The following is a 23386-nucleotide window of genomic DNA, read 5'->3' as shown; positions in this document are numbered from 1 at the left end:
TGCGCGCTTTGCTGCGGTCGTCGGCTCCGCCGACGCCGGCACGATCGAAAGACGCAATTTGCGCTTCCTTCTCCCCATTCCCTCTCTCCATCCTCCTATAAGGACTAAGATGAAGATGCTGACGAAATCGCCGACCCTGACCCTGGCCGCGTTGTTCGCGGCATTGGCGCCGGTCCCGGCGCTGGCCGGTCCCACGCCGCGGATCAAGGATATCGTCGATGTCCAGAATGTGAGGCCCAACCAGCTGGTCGGCTACGGTCTCGTGGTCGGCCTGCAAGGCACCGGCGACCGCATCCGCAACATTCCCTTCACCGAAGAGACGTTGCAGGCGATGCTGGAGCGGATGGGCGTCAACATTCGGGGGACGCAAATGCTGACGCAGAATGTCGCGGCGGTGTCCGTGACGGCGACCATGCCGCCCTTCGCCCGCGCCGGATCGACCATCGATGTGCAGGTTTCGGCACTGGGCGATGCCACCAGCCTTCAGGGCGGAACCCTGCTGGTGTCATCGCTCCGCGCCCTCGATGGCGAAATCTATGCCGTGGCGCAGGGACCGGTCGCCGTGTCGGGCTTCAAGGCGCAGGGGGCCGCCGCGCGCCTCAGCCGTGGAGTCACCACGACCGCCCGGATCGCGGGCGGAGGTATCATCGAGCGGGAAGTGCCTTTCGCGCTCAAATCCGCCACCAGCCTGAAGCTGGCGCTCAAGAATCCCGACTTCACGACGGCGGACCGGATCGCCGGCGTCATCAATCGGCAGATGCCCGGCACCGCCGAAGTACTCGATCCCGCGACGGTCGAAATCCGTCCTGCCGGCGCCTTTGCCGGTTCGGTCGTCGAGCTAGTCACCCGTGTCGAGAATATGACCGTGGAGGTCGACCAGCCTGCCCGCATCGTCATCAACGAGGCAGCGGGCACGGTCGTCATGGGTGCCGATGTCCGCATCAGCCCGGTCGCCATTGCGCAGGGCGGCCTGACCATCAGCGTCAGCGAAAATCCGGTCGCCTCGCAGCCCGGTCCCTTGTCCAATGGCGAGACGGTCACGCTCCCGCGCACGCAGATCACAGCGGACGATGGCAACGGCGCCTCGCTCGCCCTGCTGGGTGGCGGGGCGTCGCTCCAGTCCCTGGTGTCGGGCCTCAATGCGCTGGGCGTCAGCCCGCGCGACCTCATCACTATTCTCCAGGCCTTGCGCAGCGCCGGTGCGCTCCAGGCCGAAATCGCGGTGCAATAATATGGCGGACGCTGTCAGCGCGCTGCCCGTGACATCCCGTGCCACCGGCAGTGCCGCAAAGGTCGCGCGCGAGTTCGAGGGTGTCTTTGCCGGCCAGATCGCGAAGATCATGATGGAATCGGTCGAGATGGACGGCGACTTCACCGGCGGGTCGGGCGAGTCCATGTTTCGCGGCATATTGGCCGAGCAGATCGGCGCGCAGATCGCGAAGGGGCGGGGCCTGGGCCTCGCATCAGCGGTGGAGGCGCAGATTATCCGGATGCAGGGAGGAGAGAAGGATGCCCAATGAGATGATCGACATCATGACTTCCCTGTCGGCGATCATGAACGAGGAAACTCGGCGGCTGCAGGGGCAGGAGCGCGCGTTGAGCCTTGCGGAACTGGCGGCGGCGAAGGCCCGCCTCGTCGCGCGGCTGGAGGAGTTGCTGGCCCGGCGCAACCGGCATCAGCCGGAATGGGCCGAGGAAATGGAAGTCGAGATACGAGAGCGGCTGATCGAAGCGCTGGCCGAACTGCGCCACGCCTCTGCCACAAACGCCAGCTTGCTGGAGCGCCAGATCGACCTGTCGATGGAGATGATGACCGCGATCGCCGCCGAAGCGCGTCGTTTGGCGGGCAATCGCGCCCGCACCTATGGCGCGCGCGGTGATCTGGCTAAGATGGAACTGACCACTCCTATCTCCTTCAACGGCGAATATTAAGTCCAGGCTGATCGAAAGAAAAGGCGCGGCAGGGACCGCGCCTTTTTCGTATCCGCCCTGTCCTGTTCTCATGGATGGGATGAAAGGGCCCGCGTCCGGGCCGCATCGGCCGGTTCCGGCCGGCCGAAATAATAGCCTTGGCCGAATGCGCAATCGAGGTCGCGGAGAAACCGCGCATGGTCCGGGGTTTCGATCCCCTCGGCGGTGACGGGCATGGAGAGGCTGCGGCCGAGATCGACGACCGCCTTGACGAGCTTGCGGCCCGCTTCCCGGTCCAGCGACTGGATCAGCGTCCGATCGATCTTGAGATGGTCGATCTCCAGATTGCAAAGGCGGCTGAGGCTGGCATAGCCCGTGCCGAAATCGTCCAGGGCGATGCGAACGCCGGTATTGCGCAGCGAACGGATGGTTTCGTGCGCGCTCGCCAGATTATGGATCAGCGCGCTCTCCGTGATCTCGACGATAAGGCGGCCGGGCGCCAGCCCGGAGGCGAAGAGGATGCGTAGCAGCATGACCGCATTGTCGGGATCGCAAAGCTGTGCGGGCGAGATGTTGATCGACACGGTGAAATGCGCCGGCCAGTCCCGCGCATCGCGGCAGACCTGGCGCAGCATCATGAACAGCAGATCCCGGTCCAGCCCCATGTCGTCGACGATGGGCAGGAAGCGGTCCGGCCCCAGCAGCCCCTGGCGCGGGTGGTGCCAGCGCGCGAGCGCCTCGAACCCCTTGGGGCGGCTGTTGTCTAGCAATATGATCGGCTGATAATAGGGCAATATTTCGCCCCGCATCAGGCTGGTGCGAAGATCATTCTCCAATTCCGTGCGATCGTCGAGGTCCGTGAACATCTCCGGACAAAAGCATCGCACGGTCTCGCCACCGGCCTGCTGAGCATGGGACAAGGCGAGGGAGGCTGCATGAAGCAGGTCATCCGCCGACAGCGCCGGCTCGTCCGCGATCACCAGTCCGCCCGAAGCGGTCAGGTAAACCACATGCTCTCCCAGCAGAATGGGTTCACGGATGACTTGTTGTACCGTGTCCGCGAGTGCCAGGGCGATCGCTTCGTCACCGGCAAAGGGAAAGAGGCAGGCGAATTTGTCCGCCGCGAGATGGATCGACCGGACGGTCCGGATGCTCCCCAGCCTCTGCCGGGCGACGATCTCCAGCACCGCATCGCCCTTGGCGGGGCCGCACAGGTCGTTGACCAGGTCGAAACGGTCAAGGTCGATCAGCAGCAGCGCCAGCCGATCGGCAGGCTCGCGGGCCTCGACCATCTCGTCCAGCGCATGTTGCAGGCGCTGGCGCGAGGAAAAGCCGTTCGACATGACGGCCGACGGCGGGAGTGAGGAGCGCGAACCGCGTCCGAGCGCAGACTTGATCGTGCCAGAAATCGACATGGTTCAACCGGTTATCCTCCACTCTCCATTATAGGGCGGAGAATGACGAGCGATGTCCGGGGCGGGCCAATCTTTATTCGAACTGTGCCGACAGCACGGTTGCGACATCTTCGGGGGCGACATCGTCGATGGCGATCTCCCGATCGGGATGTTCGCTATAGCCGAACATCCGCCCTTGCCGGTCGAATGTCACGGACAGCAGCCGAAGGCCTTCCGCTTCACGGATGACCGCCAGGCCGCCGGCCGACGGAAAGCGATCGGGATCGACAATGATCGTCGACCGGCCCGGTAATCCCGAACCCAGCGTCGGCCGGCATATCCGCAGGCCATAGGCGCGCGGTCCGGCATTGCGGGGCGCTTCGACCTGTTCGCCGGTCGCGATGCGCGCGATCAGCCCGTCGTTGAGCGGCGCGCCGAATACCGGGACGAGGCGCACGGTGACATTGTCCGACGCGTGGATGGCGTCCAGCACGGGCGCCGAGACGTCGTCTGGCATGAGGCTGCCCAATGCCGGGTGCGCGGCCTTGGGGCGTGGCAGTGGCCGGGTGCGTCGACCTTCGGCAGCCAGTTCGCGCCGTAGCGCGAGAATTCTGGCGCGGGTCTTGGCGATCCGGGTTTCCGGGTTGGCGATCATGGGCAGCATGGCGTCCAGTTCACCCCTCGCATGGGCGAGGACGACATCCTGTTCCAGCCCGGCGGCATCGCGCACGCCGAAGAGGCGACACAGCGCCTGCTGGATGTCAGCGCTCCAACGATCGAAGGGCTTGTAGGCATTTTCGATCCGGGACAGGATGACCGGCGCGATGCCATAGTCCATTTCGAAGGCGGCGATCGTCAACGAAGCGTCCGCCGCCCGCCGCGCGCGAACGGCGGCGGCCACCAGCACGGCCAAGCTGTCCGCAAGCGGATCGGCGCTGTCGGGCGACTGAAATTCCGCCGCCCACGCCGCGATGTCGAAAGCGGCATCATCAATATCGATCAACAGCCGCTCCGGATCGACCTCCAGCGCAGTAGCAATCTGCCTGATTTCATCGGCACGGGCGAAAATCTCACCGCGCTCGATCTTCGACAGGCGAATATAGGTTATGGAAGGAATCGACTGGGATAGTTGCAGCAGCGACCCGGCATTTCTTTTTTTCCTATATTCCCGAATATTATTGGGAAACAGGAAGGCGCGGAAGGCATCGACGCCGGCAAGTGGACGCAGAACGGGGGCCGGGCGGGTCGTTCTGGAGCGGGATTGGCCAAATTTCTGCGTCATATTGCCCTCTGCGTGCGGAACAATTTTAGGAACGGCTCGTCACTCCCTCATTTGCCCTATTCTCATAGCATTTTGTGTTGGTCAATGATTTACAATCAGCAACTCTGACGATGTCACAATTGGAAACATCCTATAGGGTATACTGTTGCGATTCATTATCGAGCACGAAATGCTGCCTCCAACGCATCTAGGCGGCAGATGTATCCCAAAAATTTCACAAGACTTCACGATTTTTCGCGCGGACTTATAGGATGCATCCGCTTAGCGGGATCGTGCATGGCCTATGGCGGAGCGATGCATGGAATTGCCACGCGCTTGTCGCCTGGCGCGTCTCATCTATATGACTACGCGCCCGGCTGGACTGAGCGACCGACCGGTCCCCTTTCGGAACGCGCAGTCAGGACCAGGACGGGCGGATCAGCCTTTGCCGATGGCCGTTTTCAGCAGGCCGATCTGCTTGCGGTACAGGTTGGTCATGGCTGCGAAATCCGCCTGAACCTCTCCCATCTTGAGAAGCTGGTCTTCCAGCGTGACATTATTGCCATCGGGCTTGGTCTCGCTGATGTCGCTTTCGAGGATCACGCGACTGTCCGCGCGCGGCGCTTGCGCACCGAGCGCGGCCATGCCGCCCGACAACTGGACATGAGGGCGGCCGACGCGCGGTTTCCCGCCGTTGCCGCCATAGACCTGGACAAGCGACGAAAAGTCCGGCGCTTCGACGGTCTGCGCCTTGAAGCCGGGGGTTTCGCCATTGGCGATATTTTCCGCGATCACCCGCTGGCGTTCGGAGAGATGCTTCATCGAACGGCCGATGCCGTCGAGTATCGAGGGAGTGAAGGTCATGTCGGGTCTGCTCCTTACACGGAAAGGCGACTGAGCGCCGCCTGATACTGGGCAAGCCGGGCCTGCTGATAGACGGAACCGCCGCCGGTCACGGTGCCGTTGATCTGGGCTTCCTTGGACGAATCCCAATAGAGCGATCGATAGGCGCTCTGCGTCATCGACAGGGCGGCATTGATCCGGGACAGCGCCGCTCCCGCGGACTTCAGGTCGGTCAGGTTGAGCATGTCGTTCAGGTTGAGGCTGTATGTGCCGCCGGGCGTCACTTTTGGCGCATCGGGATCCTTGGGCGCCGGGGCGACGAGCCGGATCGGGGTCATGCCCAGCTTGGCCAGCGCGTCGCCGCCGTCCGGGCCGGCGATCAGCTCGATGCTGTGTCCGGTTTTGGCGTCGACGCGCAACACCTGCTCGCCATCGACCTTCGCCGTAGTGGCGGTGCCGTTCACTCCGGTGATGCGCTGGATCTTCTGCGCCAGCGTGGCCATGCTTTCATCTTTGCCGATGGTGATGGTGCGTACTGTGCCGCCATCGACGCGCAGGCTGAACTTGTCGCCTTCCTTGAGCGTGGTCTGGGAGGAAATGGTGGCCGATACGGTCGGGCTCAGCGATCCCCGGCCGAGGCCCAGCGCGCCCAGCGCGGTCGCGCCGCCGGTCACGGCTGTGATCTTCACCGGTTCGACGCTGTGCGTGACGAGACCCCATTGGTCCACGTCCGCAACCGCGCCGGTGGTCGTGTCGATCCGGGCGACGAAGCCGTCGACCTTGCCGCTTTTCGTGCCTTCGAGCGCGCCATTGGTGCGACCACCCACATAGAGTGCGCCGTTCATATAGGCCAGGCTGTCGGCCTGATCGTCGCTGGTGGTGCCGATATAGCTCGTACTGGCCGAGGAGAAATCGGACGTGATCCGGGTCACAAAGGCATCGCGCCCGCCAGTCATGCCATTGGCCTGATCGCCATCGACCGCCACGCTGGCAGCGCCGGCGACCGCGATTTCGCGACTGTCCGATACCGCGATCGCACGGGCATCGACTGCGCCGAGGCTGACCGATCCAAGATCGGTCGACAACGCCTGCGCATCGATCCGCCTCAGCGTCGCATCGGCGCCCTCCCTGGTAAGCGCCAGCAGTTCGCCCGACCCGTCGATAGCCAGCGCGGTGATCGAGTCCGACCCGCCGCTGTCGATGGTCCGCTTTTCCTGAACCTTGCCGGTCGCATCGAGCCGCACGAGCACGGCGTCGCCACCGCCCGTGGAAGCGCGGCCCGCGACATAAAGGCTGCCGTCATCGCCGACGGCGAGCGCGGTGGCGCTTTCGTTGCCGACCTGCCGGATGGCCGTGGCGAAAGTCTGCGTCCCGTTGGCGGAGAAGCGCGCGACGAGCATGTCGGTCTGGCTGTCATCGCTGCCGGTGAAGGCGCCGCTGACCGTGCCCGCGACGACGATATCACCGTTGGCGGCGATGGTGACTGCAGCGCCTTCGCCGGTTCCGGCCGCGCCCAGGCTGCGCTGCCACACGGTCCGGCCCTCGCTGTCGACCTTGGTGAGGAACAGGTCGTCATCGCCGTCCGACAGGGAGCTGCCCAGATCGCCGGCGGTGGTGCCGACGACATAGCTGAAGCCCTGGGCATCCGTGGCGATCGCGCGGGCGGTCGTACCGACATAGACGATGGGATCGGCTGCATCCTCGTCATCGGCGTCGGCATTGGCGGCCGCGACGGCCTGAGCCTGGGCGGTTGCCTTGCTGTCGATGGCGTTGATCGTGCTCAGCCGTTCGGTTTCGAGCGCCGACGCCGGATCGTCCACGCGGAATATCTGCGCCGATGTAGGTCCGTCCGTGGCGGTTCGGCCACTGGCTATCATCAGCGCGTCGGTGGCGTTGACCTGATCGATCGACGCCTTCTCGATACCGGCTGCGGTAAAGGCCAGACCCCATGTGTCCCCGCTCTTCTCGACCGTGAATCGCGACTTCCACAGACTGGTCGGGTTGCCGCCCGCATCCAGGATCGGATTGCCGCTGCCATCAAGCGCGGGCGTCGCCCCGATTGCGGCATTCAGGGCGTCGGCAACCGAATCCAGCGTCGGTGGCTGTGTCGTGGTCGACAGATCCACCGTGACCGTTTCGGTGGCCGTGCCGCGCGTGAGTGTGACGCTGAACACTTCATTGCCAGTCAGGCCGGCGAGGGCGCCGTCGCGCGTCGCGCTGACGCCTTCGGCATAGACCTTGCCCGAACTGTCGGTCGTCTCGATGCCGATGCTTTCCGATCGACGCGTGACCAGCCCATAGTTCAGGGTCAGAAGATCGGTTTCCGCCTGTCCCAGAAAGGTTTGTAGGTCGCTTAACCCCTTGGCAAATATCTTTTGCAGCGCCAGCCGTTCCGTCGAAGACGTCGTCTTCTTGGCTGCGCTGTCGGCTAACAGGCGCAAGGCGTCCAGCGCCTTGTAGGTGGTGAAGGCGGTCTGGATGTCGGGCAGATCCTCCAGCCCATTGTCGCTACTGGTGTCGATGATCGTCTTCAGCCGCTTGATCGCCGCGATCTGGGTGCTCAGCGGGGCGTCGCTCGGTTCCTCCTGCCAGGGCGGCGTGGTTTCCGGCAGGGTGAAAGCTTTTTTCGCGTCGATCACTGCCGGCGTGTCGGTCGTCGACGCATAATAGGAGGTGAAGCCGTTGGTTCCTCCCAGCAGGGACAGGCCGACCAGGCCGTTGGATAAATTTATCGTCAAGCAATCCTCCATCGCCGGAAGCTGCCGGCACTCTCCTATAAGATAGAGGAATGCAGCCTTGATCCGGTTCGGCGCGGGGCAATATTTTGGGGAATATGTGCATATGAACATGATGACGCCGCAATTCGGCGAGCCGCCCGAATTGAAGAAATATTCGGGACTTCAGCGCGCCGCCGCGCTGATGCTGGCGCTGGGGCGCGATCATGGCGGGCCGATCTGGGAGCAATTGTCCGTCGAGGAAATCAAGGAATTGTCCTCCGCCATCGCCCAGCTGGGCCGTGTCCCCTCTGTCGTGGTCGAACATCTGCTGGTGCAGTTTTCCGGCGAAGTATCGAGCATGGCTTCGCTCCATGGCTCGTTCGAGACCACTGAAAGGCTGCTTGAAGGTATATTGCCCGCCGATCGCGTGCGGGAGATCATGGAGGATATTCGTGGTCCCTCCGGGCGGACGATGTGGGACAAGCTGTCCAATGTCAGCGAGGCCGTGCTGGCCGGTTATCTGAAGAATGAATATCCGCAGACCGTGGCCGTCATTCTGCACAAGCTGCGGTCGGATCATGCTGCCCGGGTGCTCGCCGAACTTCCCCGCGAGCTTGCGACCGATGTCGTCATGCGGATGCTGAAGATGGACACGGTGCAGAAGGATGTGATTCTCCAGGTCGAACAGACGCTGAAGAGCGAGTTTATGACGAACCTGTCCCGCGCCCAGCGCCGCGACCCGCACGAGACGATGGCGGAACTGTTCAACGCGCTCGACCGGTCGACCGAGGAGGCGATGCTGGTCGCGCTCGACGACCGGGCGCCCGAGTCGGCGGAGCGGATTCGCGCGCTGATGTTCACCTTCGAGGATCTGGCTAACCTGCTGCCAGGGGCCATCCAGACGATCGTGCGCAACAGCAACAAGCGCGATCTGGCGCTGGCGCTGAAGGGCGCGCCGGAGGAGATGAAGCAGATTTTCTTCAAGGCGATGACCGAGCGTGCGGCGAAGCTGATGCGCGACGATATGGCGGCGATGGGGCCGGTGCGCGCGCGTGAGTGCGAGGACGCGCAGGCGTCGCTCGTGCGCCTTGCCAAGTCGCTGGGCGACCGGGGTGAAATCATGCTCGTCGATCCGAAGAGCGACGATGCGATGATCTATTGAGCCGATGATGGAGGCTGCCATTTCGATAAAGCCGTTCGGTTTCGACCGGGTGTTCCGATCCGGCCCCGCGCCGGTGGAGGACGTTCCGGCGTCTCCGCCCGTCGAGGAACTGCAGGGTCAGATCGCGGCGCTGCAGGAGCGGATCGAGGAGATGCGCCAGGACCGGGAAACCGCGCTGCTGAAAGCCCGCGCTGAGGGGCTGGCCGCGGGGCTTGCTCAGGCGCGGGGCGAACGCGCGGAAGCCATGCTGTCCGCAACCGACGCCCTCCACGCTGCGCTGGACGAACTGGGTGGGCAATGGGCGCACGAAAGCGATCGCATCATGCGCGAGGCCGCCGAGGTGGCGCTTTGCGCCGCGGAGATGATCGCTGGCCATGCGATCCGGCAGGCGCCGGGGCAGGCGATCGACGAAGCGCTGGGCCGCGTGCTGCGGCAGGTCGTGCGCGGCACGTCCGTATCGATCCGCGTTCATCCCGACAGCCTGGAGGATGTCGAGCGGCTGGTGGCGGAACGCCGCGCGGGGGAACGACGCGCCCTCAATATCGCGATCGTCGCAGACGCGACGATCGCGCGGCATGACGCCCATATCGGCTGGGCCGAAGGCGGGCTGATCGTCGAGGCCGCAGCGCGCCGCGCCGCCGTGGCGCGCGAACTGGATGGGCTGCTGGGAGAGGCCGGCACGGTGTAAACTTTTCCCGCCGCGGGCAACTATTGCCTAGCTGATCCTCCTATAATGAAGGAGCGGGACGGCCAGGGGGCCGCCCCCTCTCTCAAGAAGAGGCAGCCTTGAACGCTTTGCGGAATTTTATCGAGCAGATCGGCCCTCGTCGCGCCTTGCTGATGGGGGGCGTTGCCGCGGCCCTGTTGCTGGGCATCGGCTATCTGGCTCTGCGAAGCCCATCGAGCGAGATGGGATTCCTTTACACCGACCTGGAACCCTCCGCCACGCAGGCGATCGGCGAAAAGCTCAAGGGACAGGGCGTCCCGTTCCAGATTTCTGCCGATGGCACGTCCGTCATGGCGCCGGTCGACAAATTGCCGGAACTGCGCATGGCCATGGCCGGCGATCAGCTCGGCGGGAAGATCGGCTATGACGTGCTGGACGCCGAACAGCCCTTCGGCATGTCGGCGTCGCGCGCGAAGCTCAACGAGACCCGCGCCATCGAGGGGGAACTGTCCCGGTCGATCGAAAGCCTGGAGCGCGTCACCAAGGCGCGAGTGCATCTGGTCATGCCGGAGCGCGCGATGTTCGAGACGGAGCGGCGCAAGGCGACCGCAGCGGTCACGGTCAAAACTACCGGCCGCCTCCCCGGTGAATCGGTGCAGGCCATTCGCCACCTGGTCGCATCGGCCGTGCCCGAATTGTCGCCCGAAAGCGTGTCGATCGTCGACCAGTCGGGCGCGCTTCTGGCCCGGGCGGGCGAGAGCGGAAGCGCCGGTTCATCCGAGATCGACGAGCGTCAGGCCTCCGTCGAGAACAAGTTGAGGACCGAGATCGAGGCCATGTTGGCGCCAATCGTGGGCGCCGGTAAGGTCCGCGCCGAGGTTGCCGCCGTGCTGGAGCGCGATCAGGTGCGTGAAGAGGCGGAGATATTCGATCCCGATACCCAGGTCGTCGCCCATCAGGTGACAGTCGAATCCAGCGATCAGAATGACGAAAGCGGCGCGGGCGCGCAGGGCGTGACCGTCGGCGCACAGTTGCCCGACAATGAGGCTGCGATCAACGGGACGGGGGGCGAGAGCCGCCGTTCCGCCCGCAACGAAACATCCGAGGACATCACCTACCAGAACAGCCGCACCCAGAAGGTGAGTGTCCGCTCGCCCGGTAAGGTGTCGCGCCTGACTGTCGCGGTGATGGTGGACGGCGGTCCCAAGGGTCTGCCGCAGGGCGAGATGCAGCGGCTTCAGCGCCTGGTGGAAAATGCAGTGGGCTTCGATGCCGAACGCGGCGACAGCGTGGTCGTCGAGAATATGAGCTTTGCCGCGCCCGGCGAGCTCGACGACGCGGCCGAGGGTCTGCCTTTCGGTGTCACCGCCGACGGCCTGCTCGACCTTGCCAAATATGTGCTGATCGGTGGCGTTGTCCTGTTCGCCATCCGCATGTTGCGGCCAAAGGTTATGCCTGTCGAAGGCGAAGTGGAGCCGGTCGAACATCTGCTGGCTGCGGAGAATGAGGAAATGGCCACGCTCGCCCAGCGTGCGGCCGATGGCGACGAGGAAGCGATCCGCCAGCTGGAGGAAGTCCGCGCGCAGGATGTGCCGCTGCTCGATGAGGAAATCGCGCTCGCCCAGATCGACGGGCGGATCAAGGTCTCCGCGCTGAAGCGCATCGGCGACGCCATCGCCGCCGGACCGGCGGAATCCGCCTCGGTGATCCGGCAATGGATGAATGCATGAAAGGGGATGCAATGAGTGAAAATATGGAACCTCGGCAACTCTCGCCGGCCCATCTGACCGACGGCGTCGATGATGTGGAGATGAATGCCGACCCCAATTGGTCGCCGCGTCCGACCGCGCCGCCCGCGCCCGATGATCTTCAGGCAGTGTTCGACGTGCCGGTCAAGGTGCAGGCGATCCTGGGCCGGGCGCGGATGGACATTGGCGAACTGCTGCGGCTGAAACCTGGCATGGTGGTCGAACTGGACCGCCGCGTGGGTGAACCGGTCGACATCTTCGTCAACAACCGCCTGATCGCACGCGGCGAAGTCGTCCTCATCGACAGCGCGCTCGGCATCACCCTTACCGAAATTGTGCGACAGGAGCGTTGATGTTCGTTTCAGACCATGATCCGACCCGCCTGCTGCTGGTGGGCGATTTGAACAAGACGATGGGTCTTGCCGTCGAGATGGTGCGCGGGTCCGCCGCCAGCATTGCGGTCGGCACGGCGGACTGCAATGCGCTGGAAAATTGGCGCCGGACCGTGGGCGAGCTGGTGGTGGTGGATGTCGCGGTGAACCTGCCCGACGTGATCGCCCGGCTGCGTGGCGAGCGTGCGGCCAACCAGGCGATGGCCGCAGCCGTAGAGGAACTGGTCGGACACAGCGTCGACGATGTCGAGCGCGCGCTGATCCTCCAGACCCTCGATCGCTGCCGGGGCAATCGCACCACGGCCGCCGCGATGCTGGGCATTTCGGTGCGTACGATCCGCAACAAGCTGCGCTTGTTCCTGAGAGATGACTTCTCACCGCCGGCGGGCCTGCTGCGGCATTGATCTCTTCCTTCTCCCCCGCGGGGAGAAGGATTGCCTGACCCTCATCGCATCGGAATACACTCATGAAAGTCCAGCTCCCCGCAAAGTTCGACGAGATGATCGCGCGCCTCGGCCCCGGCCGCGACCTGGCGCTGGCACTGGGCGTCACGGGGATCATTGCGATGCTGATCCTGCCGATGCCGGCATGGATGCTGGACCTGGGCCTGGCGCTGTCGATCACGGCGTCGGTGCTCATCCTGATGACCGCGCTGTTCATCGACAAGCCGCTTCAGCTGTCGAGTTTCCCTACGATCCTGTTGATCGTCACGATGTTGCGGCTCGGCCTCAACCTGGCTTCGACCCGGCTGATCCTGGGCCATGGGCATGAGGGGCACCAAGCCGCCGGCGGCGTGATCGCAGCGTTCGGCGAGTTCCTGATGGGCGGGGAGACGGTGATCGGCCTCACCATCTTCGCCATCCTGATCGTCATCAACTTCGTCGTCATCACCAAGGGCGCGGGGCGCATCGCCGAAGTCGGCGCCCGCTTCAGCCTGGACGCGATGCCCGGCAAGCAGATGGCGATCGACGCAGACCTGAACGCCGGCACGATCACCGAGGTGCAGGCGCGCGAACGCCGCGCCGAGATCGAGGCCGAAAGCGGCTTCTACGGCGCGATGGACGGCGCGTCGAAATTCGTGAAGGGCGATGCCGTTGCGGCATTGCTGATCACGGCGATCAATATCGTCGTAGGCCTGATCATCGGCGTCGCCATCCATGGCGTGCCCTTTGGCGAGGCCTTCACTACCTACACCATCCTGACTGTCGGCGACGGGCTGGTCAGCCAGATTCCTGCGCTGATCGTATCGACCGCAGCCGGCCTGCTGGTATCGAAGGGCGGGGTTGCCGGCAAGACCGGCGCGGCGCTGGGAGAGCAGCTCGGCCGCTATCCCAAGGCGTTCGGTGTGGTCGCCGCGCTGATGCTGATGCTGGCGCTGATGCCGGGCCTGCCCTTCGCGCCGTTCGCCCTGTTCGGCGGCATTTGCGGCTGGCTGGCCTGGTCGATGACGAGGAAGGCGGAGGCGGCGGCCATTCAGGCGCGCATCGAGGAAGTCGCCGCGCGACAGCAGGTCGCGCAGGTCGAGGAACCCATCGCCCGCACCCTTGCCATCGACGCGCTGCGGATCGAACTGGGCTATGGCCTGCTGCCGATGATCAATGATGCGAGCGCCGAACCGCGGCTCGACGATCAGGTCCGTGCGCTTCGCCGCCAGATGGCGATCGATTTCGGCTTCGTGCTGCCATCGGTTCGCATCCTGGACAATATGGCGCTCCAGGCCAATGAATATGTGGTCTATGTCAAGGAGACCGAGATCGCCCGCGGCGAATTGCGCATCGGCAAGCTGCTGGTCATCAACGCCTCTGGCCAGGAACCGGGCATCAGGGGCGAACCCACAAAGGAGCCGGTATTCCAGCTTCCGGCCCTCTGGATCGACCGCGATATGCGCGAGGAGGCCGGGTTCCGTGGGCTGGCGGTGGTCGATTGCGGCACCGTCGTTACCACCCATCTGACCGAAATCGTGAAGGACAATATCGCCGACCTGCTGTCCTATGCGGAGACCCAGAAGCTGCTGAACGAGGTCCACAAGGAAGCTGAGAAGCTGATTGCCGACCTGATACCGACGAGAATCTCCATTTCCGGGGTGCAGCGCGTGTTGCAGAACCTGCTGGCCGAAGGCGTGTCGATCCGCGACATCCCCACCATCCTGGAGGGCATCGCCGAGGCGACCGCGATGACCGCCAACCTGACCCAGGTGACGGAGCATGTCCGTGCCCGCCTCGCTCGCCAGATTTCCGCGCAGCAGACCCATGACGGCAGCATTCCGGTGGTGACGCTGGGCAGCCAGTGGGACGAGGCATTTGCGGAAAGCATTATCGGGCAGGGCGACGAGCGCCATCTCGCAATGGCGCCATCCAGCCTCCAGGCGTTCATCGCCGCCGTTCGCGAGACCTATGATCGTTTCGCAACCCAGGGCGAGATTCCCTGCCTGCTCACCAGTCCGCCGCTGCGCCCATTCGTGCGCTCGATCATTGAACGGGTGCGACCGGCAACCGTCGTGCTGTCGCAGAATGAGGTTCATGCCCGGGCGCGGCTGCGCAGCCTCGGAACAATCGGCTGACGCGACCGGGACGGCCGTCCATCCTCTATAATGAATGACATGCGGTGGCTTGTCGCCGCCATCAAGATCGAAAGACCATGACAGCAGCATCGATGATCTTGTCCGCTCCGGCATCCTCCACGCCCATGATGGCATCGCCGGAAGCGCCGCCCCTGTCCATGCCCGTCCCGGGCTTTGGCGCCTTGGTCGATGGCATGGCCGCGCCGAAAGCGGACGCGCCAGCGAATTTGGGGGCCGTCCCGACCGAAACGGCCGTCATGGCGTCGCCCGATATGGGGATGAAGCAGACATCCCTGCCAGAGGAGCCCGCCATGAACGCGGCGCCAGCGCCGCTGTCACCGCGTGGGCGGGACAAGGGCGAGTGCGTGCTGGCCGCGCCCGTTCGTCCCGAGATCGCTGTTTCGGAGGCGCGGCCAGAGCCAGAGCCGGAAACGCAACCAGAGCCGGAAACGCAGCCGCAGCCGTCCGAGGCCGGCGCAAAGCCGACAGCGATCCAGACAGCTGAAACGCCTGTGGAGAGTCCGGCGGAACCGTCGCCGCCCATGCCGCTTCCGATCGCTCCGGTTCAGGCTGCGCCGCTGCCGCCCATCGCCAGGCCTGCGGCAAAAGCGACCATGCGCGAAACGGACATGGCCAGGCCGGCCGAGGCTGCGGATCAGGATGGGGTTCCGACGGCTCCGTCCAATTCCGATGCGTTCCTGGCCGCGCCGTTGCCGATGAACCTGGCTGGCCCGGGCATCGCGCCCGCATTTACAGGCGAATTGGGCCAGCCGGCGAAGCATGTTTCGGGCAACCCGGAGGAGTCGGCTGGTGCAAATCCTTCGACGAACATGTCAATCGCAAGCCGCATCGCGCCGCCGGTGGACATGGCCCCTACTATGATGGCCGTTGCGACGCCGCGAGCCGCAGCGCCGATTCCTGCGGCCGGTGCAGATGGTGCTCGGGAGATGACGCCATCGACAGCGCCCATCCGGGCCGAGATTGCCGATCCGCGCAACCCCGCCCCTGAAAGGAGCGACATTACGCAGCCGCTGATGGCGTTCAAGGGCGAGAGCAGCCTGCCGGCGCCCCTGCTGACCCAGACCATGGCGCCCGTATCCGGAAGCCCGGCAGTCAGCCCCTATCCCCCCATGCCGCAGAGTGTGGCGATGGCGCCCGTCGTCCAGGCGCAACCCGGCCGTATCGGCGCGGATATTGGCGTCGAAATCGCCAGGGCCGCCAAGGGCGACAAGGAAGACCTGCTGATCCGCCTCGACCCGCGCGAAATGGGACGCATCGACGTGCGCTTGTCCTTCGATCGCGACGGCACGCTGCGCGCGGTCATGTCAGCCGAAAGCCCGGCGGCGCTTGACATGCTGCGGCGCGAAAGCGGTGATCTCAACCGCGCGCTGGTCGATGCGGGCATCCGCTCCGACCCCCAGTCGCTCCGCTTCGACGCAAGAGCGAACGACGGCGGGCAGGGGGGCAATGGCGGCCAGGGCTGGAAACGCGACCAACATCATCCGGCTGCGCAGGCGCGGCTTGCCGGGGACGGCGAGGCTGCCGATCCCCTTTACCGACCGCTGCGCGCCAGCGGGCGAATCGACCTCAAGGCATAAGGAAGCACGACATGACGACGGTCAACACGACGACGGCCTCCGGTACAGCGACTTCGCAACTGGCCGGACTGTCCACGGACTATACAATGTTCCTGAAACTGCTCACCACGCAGATGCAGAATCAGGATCCGCTCGATCCGATGGATACGTCCGAATATACCCAGCAACTGGTGCAATATTCGCAGGTCGAGCAGGCGATCCAGCAAAATGCGTCCTTGCAGGACATCGTGTCCCAGCTCAGCGCCCAGCAGATGTCGCAGGCGTCGAGCTTCATCGGGAAGGAAGCTCGTTTCGATTCCGCGATTGCCGGTCTTGGCAGCGATCCTGCGACCTGGACCTATTATGTGGACGGCACGCCGGCGTCGATCACCGCAACCGTGACCGATTCATTCGGCAAGGTCGTGCATACGGCGACGCTCGATCCCGAGACGCAGGGCCGCTTCGAATGGGACGGAACCCAGAGCGACGGCACGCGCGCGGCGGATGGCGCCTATACCCTGTCCGTCACGGCGACGGCAGCCAGCGGCGATCCGCTGGACGCCACCATCAATTCGGTCGCGAAAGTGAGCGACGTGGTCAGCAGTGGCACGGACATCATGCTGGGGGTCAATGGCATCCGAATGCCGCTTTATGGCCTGGTTGGCGTGGCCGCAGTCGAATGAGAGGGCAAGGGCTGACTCCGCTTTTTCGGTTCAGCCCGCCTGCCCGCCGGATTGTTGCTCCAGAACCGCGTTCAGCATGACGCAGCCCGATACCCGTTCGGGCAGGACCAACGCCATCAGACAGTCTTCGATTGATGGGTCCTCTTCAGGGCCGATGAGATCGATCAGATCATCCGTCGAATCGTTATACTGGCTCATGCAGTGCACGGCGGCAGCCTGCCAGAGAGATTTGAGACATTCGACCCGAATTTTAAGAGTAAATTCGAATTCCTGATCCGATACAGGCGATGCATCGGTAGCGTTCTTCACGTCACTGATCATCTTTTTACATGCGCTCTCAATCGCGATACGTCTCCGGGACAGCGGCGACAATTTTCATGCATGGTAGCGTTCCCGGCGCTCTCGACTCACTGCTTCATGTAGGATGTTCTTCCAACTAAGGGGTTTCCCGTAGGTGGGTTTGACAAGGTCGTCCGTCCCGGCGGGATCGCAGCCGGTATGGCTCAACCGCCAGCGGGACCGCCCATCGCCTTGACCAGGGCGATGCTTGCGCGCAAGCGGCTGGTATCGACAGCGATCAGCGCGCGGCGGGCGTCGAGCGCGTCGGTCTGGGCGGTCACGACCTCCAGATAATCGGACGCGCCGTCGCGATAGCGGCTGAAGGCAATTCTGCTGGTCCGTTCAGCGGCCTCGGCGGCGTCTCGCTGGTCCGCCGATTGCGTGGCGAGATGACGGTTCGCCGCGATTGCGTCTTCAGTCTGGCGGAAGGCGGTGAGCACCGTATCGCGATAGAGGGCAGCCAACTCTTCATATTCGGCGCGTGAAAAGCGGACCTGTCCTTTGCGACGGCCTCCGTCGAACAGGGTGGCGAGCGCCGACAATGGCCCCAGTCCCCAGAAGCTGTTGGGGCTGCGCAGCAGATCGCCGTGCGTCGTTTCCCAGCCGCCGGTGAGGCCGAGTGTGAGCGAGGGGAAATAGGCTGCCCTGGCGACGCCGATGCGGGCGTTGGCGGCAAGGACGCGTCGCTCCGCCGCTGCGATATCGGGCCGGCGCTGCAACAGTTCCGAGGGTGTGCCTGAAGGGATGGCGGGCATCTGCGGAAGCGCGTCCTGAGGGGCGATCGTAAAATCGGACGCGAGGATTCCGACCAGTGCCGCGATTTCATGTTCGGTCGCCGCGCGTTCATTTGCCACGGCGGAAATCTGGGCACGCGCGTTGCTGAGCGCGGTTTTCGCGCGGTTGACGTCCATGCCCGACGCGATACCGCCCGATCGGCGCGTGGCGGTCAATTGATAGGCGCGCTCGAATGCCTCGACTGTCTGGCGCAGCAAGGCCGCCTGGGCGTCGAGGCCGCGCAGCCGCGCATAGGCGTCGGCGACCGAAGCCTGCAAACTGAGCCGCGCCGACGCCAGGTCGGCCTCGCTGGCCTGCGCATCGGCGCGGGCAGCCGCGACGCTGTTGCGGATGCGACCCCACAGGTCGATTTCATAGTCGACCGCGCCGCCCGCTGCATAATCGTCATAGGTGATCGCGTTGCCATTGCCCTGGAAGCGATTGCCCGACACGCGGCGCCGGCTGGCATCGGCCCCGGCGCTGATAGTCGGGACTAGGCCGGATGCCTCCACCCGTGCGGTGGCGCGCGCCTGGTCGTATCGGGCGAGGGCGGCGGCCAGCGTCGGGCTGGCTCTTTCCGCGCGCGTCTCCAGATCGTTCAGCACCGGATCGCCAAAGGCTTCCCACCAGGCGCCGCGCGGCGCGGCATCCATCGGCCGGGCGGCGGTCCAGCCCGCCACTTCCTTGAAGGCGGCAGGGGTCGCCGTTTCAGGCGGATGATAGTCCGGCGCCATCGAACAGGCGGCGAGGAGAGTGGGCAGCAGTGCGGGAAACAGTGCTGCACGGCGGCGATCAACGCCCATGCGCGGCGCCCTTTCCACCGGCCGCCGCCGCCTGCACCTGAACGCGGTCGCCCGTGCGGATCGCGTCCGGCGGAGTGTCGATGACCTTGTCCGCCAAGGTCACGCCGCCCGACAGCTGGACGCTCGCCCCTTCGTCGCGGGCGATGGTGACTGGCTTCACCGTCACGCGGCCATCCCGGCCGACCACGGCGACCGTCGGGCCGTCATTGCCGTAGAGGATCGCGCTGCCCGGCAGCGTCAATCCGTTGCCTCGGCCGGCATCGACCTGGAAACGCACCTGCGCGAATGCGCCGGGCTTGAGCGCCGCGTCGGGATTGGCCGCCTGCAACTGCACCAGAACGGCGCCGGATTGCGGGTCGACCGCGCCGGCGCTGCTTGTCATGGTGGCGGGAAAGCTCCGCTCCGGATATTCGGGCAGCGACAGGGTCGCCATATTGCCGGGCCTGACGGCGGCCGAATAGCCCTGCGGCACGCGGACATAGATACGCACGCGATGCACGTCCGACACGGTGAAGAGAGGCTGCGCCGCGGCATTGCCCGCGACGACGAGCGCGCCGATCTGCGCCGAGCGGCTGGTGACGACGCCATCGAAAGGAGCAGTCAGGCGAGTGAATCCCTGGAGCGCCTTCAGTCGTTTTACATTGGCGAGCGCGGCATTGGATACGGCGACACGCGCGGCGAGATCGCCGGCTTTCTCATCCGTCTCCTGCTGCGAAACGGCATCTTCCTTCAACATGCTGGCCCAGCGCTTCGCCGTCGTGGCCGCCAGCCGCTGGTTGGCCAGCGCCGTCTGATAGTCCGCCTGTGCGGCGGCGAGTTGCTGGTCGACTTCGGGCGCGTCGAGAATCGCGAGCGGCTGGCCCGCATGGACGTGATCGCCGATGTCGGCCAGCCAGCGGCGGACATAGCCATTGGTGCGGGCATAGATGGCGGCGCTGTTGAACGCCTGGACATTGCCAGGCAGCACGAGTGCGTTCGCCTCCGCGTCAGCGGTGGGCGTCACAATCGCCACGACAGGCAGGGCCGCTTCCGCTGCGGTCTGGCGCAGCTGGTTGGTCGCGCTGATGCGTGAGGCGATACCGGCGCCGACGACCGCGATGGCCAGGATGGCCGCGCCAATGCCGACGCGCTTCAGGGTGCGGCTATCGGGTCCGGCCTGGGCGGGGTTCTCGATGGGGGCGTTCTGCTCAGACATGGTTGGGCTGCATTTCCATGGTGACGGGCTGTTGCCCTTGCTTGCGGTGGACAAGGGCGAAGACGGTGGGGACGAAGAAGAGGGTGGCGATGGTGGCGCACACCAGGCCGCCGACGACCGCGCGGCCGAGCGGGGCATTCTGCTCGCCGCCCTCGCCGAGGCCGAGCGCCATCGGGCCCATGCCGATGATCATGGCGAGTGCGGTCATCAGCACGGGGCGGAAGCGGACCATCCCGGCTTCAAGCGCGGCCTTGGTCGCATCCCCCAGTTCGGCGAGCCGTTCACGGGCGAAGCTGACCACGAGGATCGCGTTGGCGGTCGCCACCCCCATGCACATGATTGCGCCGGTCAGGGCCGGGACCGACAAGGTGGTGCCGGTCATGAACAGCATCCATATGATGCCGGCAAGGGCCGCGGGCAGGGCGGTGATGATGACGAAGGGGTCGACCCAGCTCTGGAAATTCACGACGATCAGCAGGTAGATCAGCACCACCGCGCCGGCAAGGCCGAAGCCCAGACCCGAAAAGGCCGTGTTCATCGTCGCATATTGGCCCCGGATGGTGACGGTCGCACCTTTGGGCTGGTCCTTTTCCATCGACTGGATGACCTTTTCGATGTCACCGGCCACCGCACCGAGATCGCGGCCCTGGGTGGTGGCGAAGATGTCCAGTACGGGCGCGATATTATAGTGGGACACGACCGGCACGGTGCTGGACCGAAGGATGGTCGCAAGCCCCCCCAGCGGCTGCACCGCCGTCGCGTTGGTGCCTGAGACGGGGACGTTGGCGAGGTCGCTGAGCGAGCCCACCAGATATTCGGGCGCCTGCGCGACGACCGGATATTGTACGCCATTTTCGGGGTTCACGAAGAAGACGGGCGCGGTCTGCGACGTGCCGGCCAGCTGGCTCGCCAGGCTGGTCGTGACGTCACGCTCGGTCAGGCCGAACTGGCCGACACGCGATCGGTCGACATCGATGTCGAGTTGCGGCGCGCGGCCGGGCTGCTGGATGCGGCCGTCGGCCAGGCCGGGAATGGTCGCGATCCGGGCCAGCAGCTTCTGGGCATAGGCGCGATTGGCCTGGGCATCCTTGCCGGCGATCTGGATGTCGATCGGGGCGGGTGCGCCGAAGTTCAATATCTGGCTCGTAATGTCGGCGGGCAGGAACGCGAAGGTCGTGCCGGGGAAGCGGCGCGGCAGTTCGCGGCGCAATTCGGCGACGATCCGATCGGTCGGGCGGTGGCCATGATTGAGGGCGATCAGCATGTCGCCATCCTGCGGGCCGATGGTGCCGCTATTATTGTAGACGGTGTTGATGGAACTGACCGGCAGGCCGATATTGTCGGTGATCGATCCCAGTTCGGCGGCCGGGATCATCTTGCGCACTTCCCGCCCGATCCGGTCGAAGCGGGCGGCGGTATCTTCGATCCGCGACCCGACCGGGACGCGGATATGCATGGCGATCTGGCCCGAATCGACCGACGGGAAGAAGTTGCTGCCCAGCATCGGCAGCAGTCCGAAGGACAGTATCACGATTCCCATGAAGCCCAGCAGGAAGGGCTTGCGGGCATCAAGGGCGCGGCGGAGCAAACCGATATAGCCGGTGCGGATCGCTTCGAAGCGCGCTTCGAATCTGCGCTGAAAGCGGACGAGCGGATTGCGGGATGCCGCATTGCCGCTCATGTGCGCGTCGCCATGATCGACATGCGGTCTCAGCAGATACATGGCGAGCGTGGGGACCAGCGTGCGCGACAGGATGAAGGACGCGATCATCGCGAAGACCACCGAAAGCGCCATCGGCACGAACAGGAAGCCCGCGACGCCCGGCAGGAAGAACATCGGCACGAACACGATGCAGATGCAGAGCAGGGCGACGAAGGCGGGCGCGACGATCTGCGCCGCGCCGTCCAATATGGCCTGGGTAACGCCCTTGCCCTGTTCCAGGTGCCAGTTGATATTCTCGATCGTCACGGTGGCGTCGTCGACCAGGATGCCGACCGCCAGCGCCAGGCCGCCCAGCGTCATGACGTTGAGCGTTTGCCCGAACGCCGCCAGCGCCGCGATGGCGGCCAGGATCGCCAGCGGGATCGACAGGGCGATGATGACGGTCGACCGCCAACTGCCGAGAAACAGCAGGATCATCAGCGAGGTCAATGCCGCCGCGATCGCGCCTTCGTGAATCACGCCCTCGACCGCTGCCTTCACGAACAGGGACTGATCGCCGACCGGCAAGATCCTGAGATTGTCCGGCAGGGTGGCTGCAATGCGGGGCAGGGCCTCCTTCACCCCGTCGACGATCGCCAGGGTCGAGGTCGCGCCATTTTTGAGCACCGTCAGCAGTGCAGAGCGGCTGCCTTCCACATGGACGATATTCTGCTGCGGACCGCTGCCGTCGCGGACATAGGCGACGTCGCGCATGTAGATGGTCGCGCCGTTGACGACCTTTACCGGCAAATCGTTCAGCGCCTCGATGGAACTTGGTGCATTGTTCAGGCGCACGCTATACTGGGTCGCGCCGACCTTGACGAAGCCTGCGGGATTGATCTGGTTCTGCGCGGCGATCGCATTGCCGACATCCTGCGCCGAGAGCCCCTTGGACTGGAGCGCCAGCGGGTTGAGGTCGATCTGCACCTGTCGCTGCTTGCCGCCCGAAGGGAAGGGCATGGCGAGGCCGGGAATGGTGACGAGTTGCGGACGAATCTGGTTCTGGCCCAGATCGAAGAGCTGCTGTTCCGACAGGCCCTTGCCAGAGAGGGCAAGTTGCAGGATCGGCACGGTCGAGGCGCTGTAGTTCAGGATGAGCGGCGGGGTGATGCCCGGCGGCATCTGGCGCAGTACGGTCTGCGAGATGGACGTCACCTGCGCGGTCGCGGTGCGGATGTCGGCGCCCGGCTGAAAATAGATCTTGATGATGCCCACGCCCTGGAGCGACTGGCTTTCGATATGTTCGATGTCGTTGACGGTGGTGGTCAGCACGCGTTCATAGGGGCCGACGATCCGGTTGGACATGTCTTCGGGCGAAAGGCCGGCATATTGCCAAGCGACCGCCACGACCGGGATGCGGATGTTGGGGAACATGTCGACGGGTGTGCGGAAGGCAGCGAGCAGCCCCACGATCGCGACCAGTATCGCCATCACAATGAAGGTCAGGGGGCGGTTGAGCGCAACCTTGACGATACCGATCATGCACGACTCCGGAACATCCCGGCGGGACTGCCGGACGTGAGAAAAATGCCTCTCCTGAAGGAACAGCTCGTTGTTAGCGCAACCATCCCGGCGGATAAAGCCGCTTGGCGCGGCATGATCTGACGAATGTCATTCATGAATGTGACGATGGTCCGGGTCCGGCAGGCTACGGCATC

General features: G+C 64.8%; 20 protein-coding genes. 11 read left to right on the top strand and 9 right to left on the bottom strand.

Features of this window, described 5'->3' with window-relative positions; translation table 11 throughout:
- The first annotated feature begins 115 nt into the window (after positions 1-115).
- Genes K3M67_RS17685 through K3M67_RS17675 form a run of 3 tightly spaced genes read left to right on the top strand, consistent with a single transcriptional unit; the run spans position 116 to position 1932 of the window.
- The gene (locus tag K3M67_RS17685) at positions 116-1231 is read left to right on the top strand and encodes a flagellar basal body P-ring protein FlgI (protein ID WP_198163011.1); all 1116 of its coding nucleotides are present in this window, start codon (positions 116-118) and stop codon (positions 1229-1231) included.
- Between the two features lies 1 nt (position 1232).
- On the top strand, positions 1233-1520 hold the full coding sequence (locus tag K3M67_RS17680; RefSeq protein WP_066863397.1) for a rod-binding protein: 288 nt from the start codon (positions 1233-1235) through the stop codon (positions 1518-1520).
- Positions 1510-1932 (top strand): flagellar biosynthesis protein FlgN, encoded by a 423-nt coding sequence (locus tag K3M67_RS17675; protein ID WP_066863395.1) that lies wholly within the window; start codon positions 1510-1512, stop codon positions 1930-1932. The genes K3M67_RS17680 and K3M67_RS17675 overlap by 11 nt, the downstream gene beginning before the upstream one ends.
- Before the next feature lie 68 nt (positions 1933-2000).
- Here K3M67_RS17675 and K3M67_RS17670 read toward each other — a convergent pair whose 3' ends face one another.
- The 4 genes from K3M67_RS17670 to K3M67_RS17655 form a co-directional block, all read right to left on the bottom strand.
- A complete protein-coding gene (locus K3M67_RS17670; RefSeq protein ID WP_285833621.1) occupies positions 2001-3326 on the bottom strand; it encodes a putative bifunctional diguanylate cyclase/phosphodiesterase in 1326 nt (441 codons plus the stop codon).
- A gap of 73 nt (positions 3327-3399) precedes the next feature.
- Positions 3400-4587 (bottom strand): helix-turn-helix domain-containing protein, encoded by a 1188-nt coding sequence (locus K3M67_RS17665; RefSeq protein ID WP_285833620.1) that lies wholly within the window; start codon positions 4585-4587, stop codon positions 3400-3402.
- Between the two features lie 417 nt (positions 4588-5004).
- Positions 5005-5430 carry a flagellar biosynthesis protein FlgB gene (locus K3M67_RS17660; RefSeq protein ID WP_285833619.1) on the bottom strand — a complete coding sequence of 142 codons (426 nt, stop codon included), beginning with the start codon at positions 5428-5430 and terminating at the stop codon, positions 5005-5007.
- A 14-nt stretch (positions 5431-5444) separates the two neighbouring features.
- Entirely contained in the window at positions 5445-8147 is a 2703-nt protein-coding gene (locus K3M67_RS17655) for a hypothetical protein (protein WP_285833618.1), read from the bottom strand.
- Positions 8148-8259: 112 nt separating this feature from the next.
- Between K3M67_RS17655 and K3M67_RS17650 the strand changes: the two genes are divergently transcribed.
- The 6 genes from K3M67_RS17650 to flhA all read left to right on the top strand — a co-directional run bounded on the left by K3M67_RS17650 (position 8260) and on the right by flhA (position 14655).
- Positions 8260-9288 carry a flagellar motor switch protein FliG gene (locus tag K3M67_RS17650; protein ID WP_443018175.1) on the top strand — a complete coding sequence of 343 codons (1029 nt, stop codon included), beginning with the start codon at positions 8260-8262 and terminating at the stop codon, positions 9286-9288.
- A 4-nt stretch (positions 9289-9292) separates the two neighbouring features.
- The gene (locus K3M67_RS17645; RefSeq protein ID WP_084439226.1) at positions 9293-9976 is read left to right on the top strand and encodes a FliH/SctL family protein; all 684 of its coding nucleotides are present in this window, start codon (positions 9293-9295) and stop codon (positions 9974-9976) included.
- A gap of 98 nt (positions 9977-10074) precedes the next feature.
- Positions 10075-11685 (top strand): flagellar basal-body MS-ring/collar protein FliF, encoded by a 1611-nt coding sequence (gene fliF / locus K3M67_RS17640; RefSeq protein ID WP_502958920.1) that lies wholly within the window; start codon positions 10075-10077, stop codon positions 11683-11685.
- An 11-nt stretch (positions 11686-11696) separates the two neighbouring features.
- The gene (fliN, locus tag K3M67_RS17635) at positions 11697-12056 is read left to right on the top strand and encodes a flagellar motor switch protein FliN (protein WP_502958919.1); all 360 of its coding nucleotides are present in this window, start codon (positions 11697-11699) and stop codon (positions 12054-12056) included.
- The gene (locus K3M67_RS17630) at positions 12056-12499 is read left to right on the top strand and encodes a helix-turn-helix domain-containing protein (protein WP_066863375.1); all 444 of its coding nucleotides are present in this window, start codon (positions 12056-12058) and stop codon (positions 12497-12499) included. Before fliN ends, K3M67_RS17630 begins: the two co-directional genes overlap by 1 nt.
- A 62-nt stretch (positions 12500-12561) precedes the next feature.
- Positions 12562-14655 carry a flagellar biosynthesis protein FlhA gene (gene flhA / locus K3M67_RS17625; protein ID WP_285833617.1) on the top strand — a complete coding sequence of 698 codons (2094 nt, stop codon included), beginning with the start codon at positions 12562-12564 and terminating at the stop codon, positions 14653-14655.
- A 61-nt stretch (positions 14656-14716) separates the two neighbouring features.
- Here the strand turns inward: flhA and K3M67_RS17620 are convergent, their stop codons facing one another.
- On the bottom strand, positions 14717-14968 hold the full coding sequence (locus K3M67_RS17620; protein ID WP_198162997.1) for a hypothetical protein: 252 nt from the start codon (positions 14966-14968) through the stop codon (positions 14717-14719).
- Here K3M67_RS17620 and K3M67_RS17615 point away from each other — a divergent pair.
- Together K3M67_RS17615 and K3M67_RS17610 are read left to right on the top strand one after the other, a co-directional pair.
- Positions 14967-16253, top strand: a complete 1287-nt coding sequence (locus tag K3M67_RS17615) for a flagellar hook-length control protein FliK (protein ID WP_285833616.1) — start codon at positions 14967-14969, stop codon at positions 16251-16253. The two genes, K3M67_RS17620 and K3M67_RS17615, sit on opposite strands and share 2 nt — an antisense overlap.
- 11 nt (positions 16254-16264) lie before the next feature.
- Positions 16265-16915 carry a flagellar hook assembly protein FlgD gene (locus K3M67_RS17610; RefSeq protein WP_285833615.1) on the top strand — a complete coding sequence of 217 codons (651 nt, stop codon included), beginning with the start codon at positions 16265-16267 and terminating at the stop codon, positions 16913-16915.
- Between the two features lie 30 nt (positions 16916-16945).
- On the opposite strand, the gene K3M67_RS17605 is transcribed toward K3M67_RS17610, so the two are convergent.
- From K3M67_RS17605 to K3M67_RS17590, 4 genes are all read right to left on the bottom strand, one after another.
- The gene (locus K3M67_RS17605) at positions 16946-17236 is read right to left on the bottom strand and encodes a hypothetical protein (RefSeq protein ID WP_285833614.1); all 291 of its coding nucleotides are present in this window, start codon (positions 17234-17236) and stop codon (positions 16946-16948) included.
- A 182-nt stretch (positions 17237-17418) separates the two neighbouring features.
- A complete protein-coding gene (locus tag K3M67_RS17600) occupies positions 17419-18831 on the bottom strand; it encodes an efflux transporter outer membrane subunit (protein WP_285833613.1) in 1413 nt (470 codons plus the stop codon).
- Positions 18821-20026, bottom strand: a complete 1206-nt coding sequence (locus K3M67_RS17595; RefSeq protein WP_285833612.1) for an efflux RND transporter periplasmic adaptor subunit — start codon at positions 20024-20026, stop codon at positions 18821-18823. Before K3M67_RS17595 ends, K3M67_RS17600 begins: the two co-directional genes overlap by 11 nt.
- The gene (locus K3M67_RS17590; RefSeq protein ID WP_285833611.1) at positions 20019-23210 is read right to left on the bottom strand and encodes an efflux RND transporter permease subunit; all 3192 of its coding nucleotides are present in this window, start codon (positions 23208-23210) and stop codon (positions 20019-20021) included. The genes K3M67_RS17595 and K3M67_RS17590 overlap by 8 nt, the downstream gene beginning before the upstream one ends.
- Positions 23211-23386: the final 176 nt, after the last annotated feature.

Origin of the sequence: Sphingobium sp. V4, from assembly GCF_029590555.1 — a bacterium.
Taxonomy (GTDB): Bacteria; Pseudomonadota; Alphaproteobacteria; order Sphingomonadales; family Sphingomonadaceae; genus Sphingobium.
Note: the sequence above shows the minus strand (reverse complement) of the source record. Positions and strands in the feature narration are given on the sequence as shown.

Excerpts from the sequence above, each read along its gene's own strand:
- K3M67_RS17620 (WP_198162997.1), bottom strand. The coding sequence starts at position 14,968 with ATGGCGGGCTCCTCTGGCAGGGATGTCTGCTTCATCCCCATATCGGGC.
- K3M67_RS17670 (WP_285833621.1), bottom strand. The coding sequence starts at position 3,326 with ATGTCGATTTCTGGCACGATCAAGTCTGCGCTCGGACGCGGTTCGCGC.
- K3M67_RS17660 (WP_285833619.1), bottom strand. The coding sequence starts at position 5,430 with ATGACCTTCACTCCCTCGATACTCGACGGCATCGGCCGTTCGATGAAG.
- K3M67_RS17610 (WP_285833615.1), top strand. The coding sequence starts at position 16,265 with ATGACGACGGTCAACACGACGACGGCCTCCGGTACAGCGACTTCGCAA.
- K3M67_RS17650 (WP_443018175.1), top strand. The coding sequence starts at position 8,260 with ATGACGCCGCAATTCGGCGAGCCGCCCGAATTGAAGAAATATTCGGGA.
- K3M67_RS17615 (WP_285833616.1), top strand. The coding sequence starts at position 14,967 with ATGAACGCGGCGCCAGCGCCGCTGTCACCGCGTGGGCGGGACAAGGGC.
- fliN (WP_502958919.1), top strand. The coding sequence starts at position 11,697 with ATGAGTGAAAATATGGAACCTCGGCAACTCTCGCCGGCCCATCTGACC.
- flhA (WP_285833617.1), top strand. The coding sequence starts at position 12,562 with ATGAAAGTCCAGCTCCCCGCAAAGTTCGACGAGATGATCGCGCGCCTC.
- K3M67_RS17605 (WP_285833614.1), bottom strand. The coding sequence starts at position 17,236 with ATGATCAGTGACGTGAAGAACGCTACCGATGCATCGCCTGTATCGGAT.
- K3M67_RS17665 (WP_285833620.1), bottom strand. The coding sequence starts at position 4,587 with ATGACGCAGAAATTTGGCCAATCCCGCTCCAGAACGACCCGCCCGGCC.
- K3M67_RS17630 (WP_066863375.1), top strand. The coding sequence starts at position 12,056 with ATGTTCGTTTCAGACCATGATCCGACCCGCCTGCTGCTGGTGGGCGAT.
- K3M67_RS17645 (WP_084439226.1), top strand. The coding sequence starts at position 9,293 with ATGATGGAGGCTGCCATTTCGATAAAGCCGTTCGGTTTCGACCGGGTG.
- K3M67_RS17680 (WP_066863397.1), top strand. The coding sequence starts at position 1,233 with ATGGCGGACGCTGTCAGCGCGCTGCCCGTGACATCCCGTGCCACCGGC.
- K3M67_RS17600 (WP_285833613.1), bottom strand. The coding sequence starts at position 18,831 with ATGGGCGTTGATCGCCGCCGTGCAGCACTGTTTCCCGCACTGCTGCCC.
- K3M67_RS17595 (WP_285833612.1), bottom strand. The coding sequence starts at position 20,026 with ATGTCTGAGCAGAACGCCCCCATCGAGAACCCCGCCCAGGCCGGACCC.
- K3M67_RS17675 (WP_066863395.1), top strand. The coding sequence starts at position 1,510 with ATGCCCAATGAGATGATCGACATCATGACTTCCCTGTCGGCGATCATG.
- K3M67_RS17685 (WP_198163011.1), top strand. The coding sequence starts at position 116 with ATGCTGACGAAATCGCCGACCCTGACCCTGGCCGCGTTGTTCGCGGCA.
- K3M67_RS17590 (WP_285833611.1), bottom strand. The coding sequence starts at position 23,210 with ATGATCGGTATCGTCAAGGTTGCGCTCAACCGCCCCCTGACCTTCATT.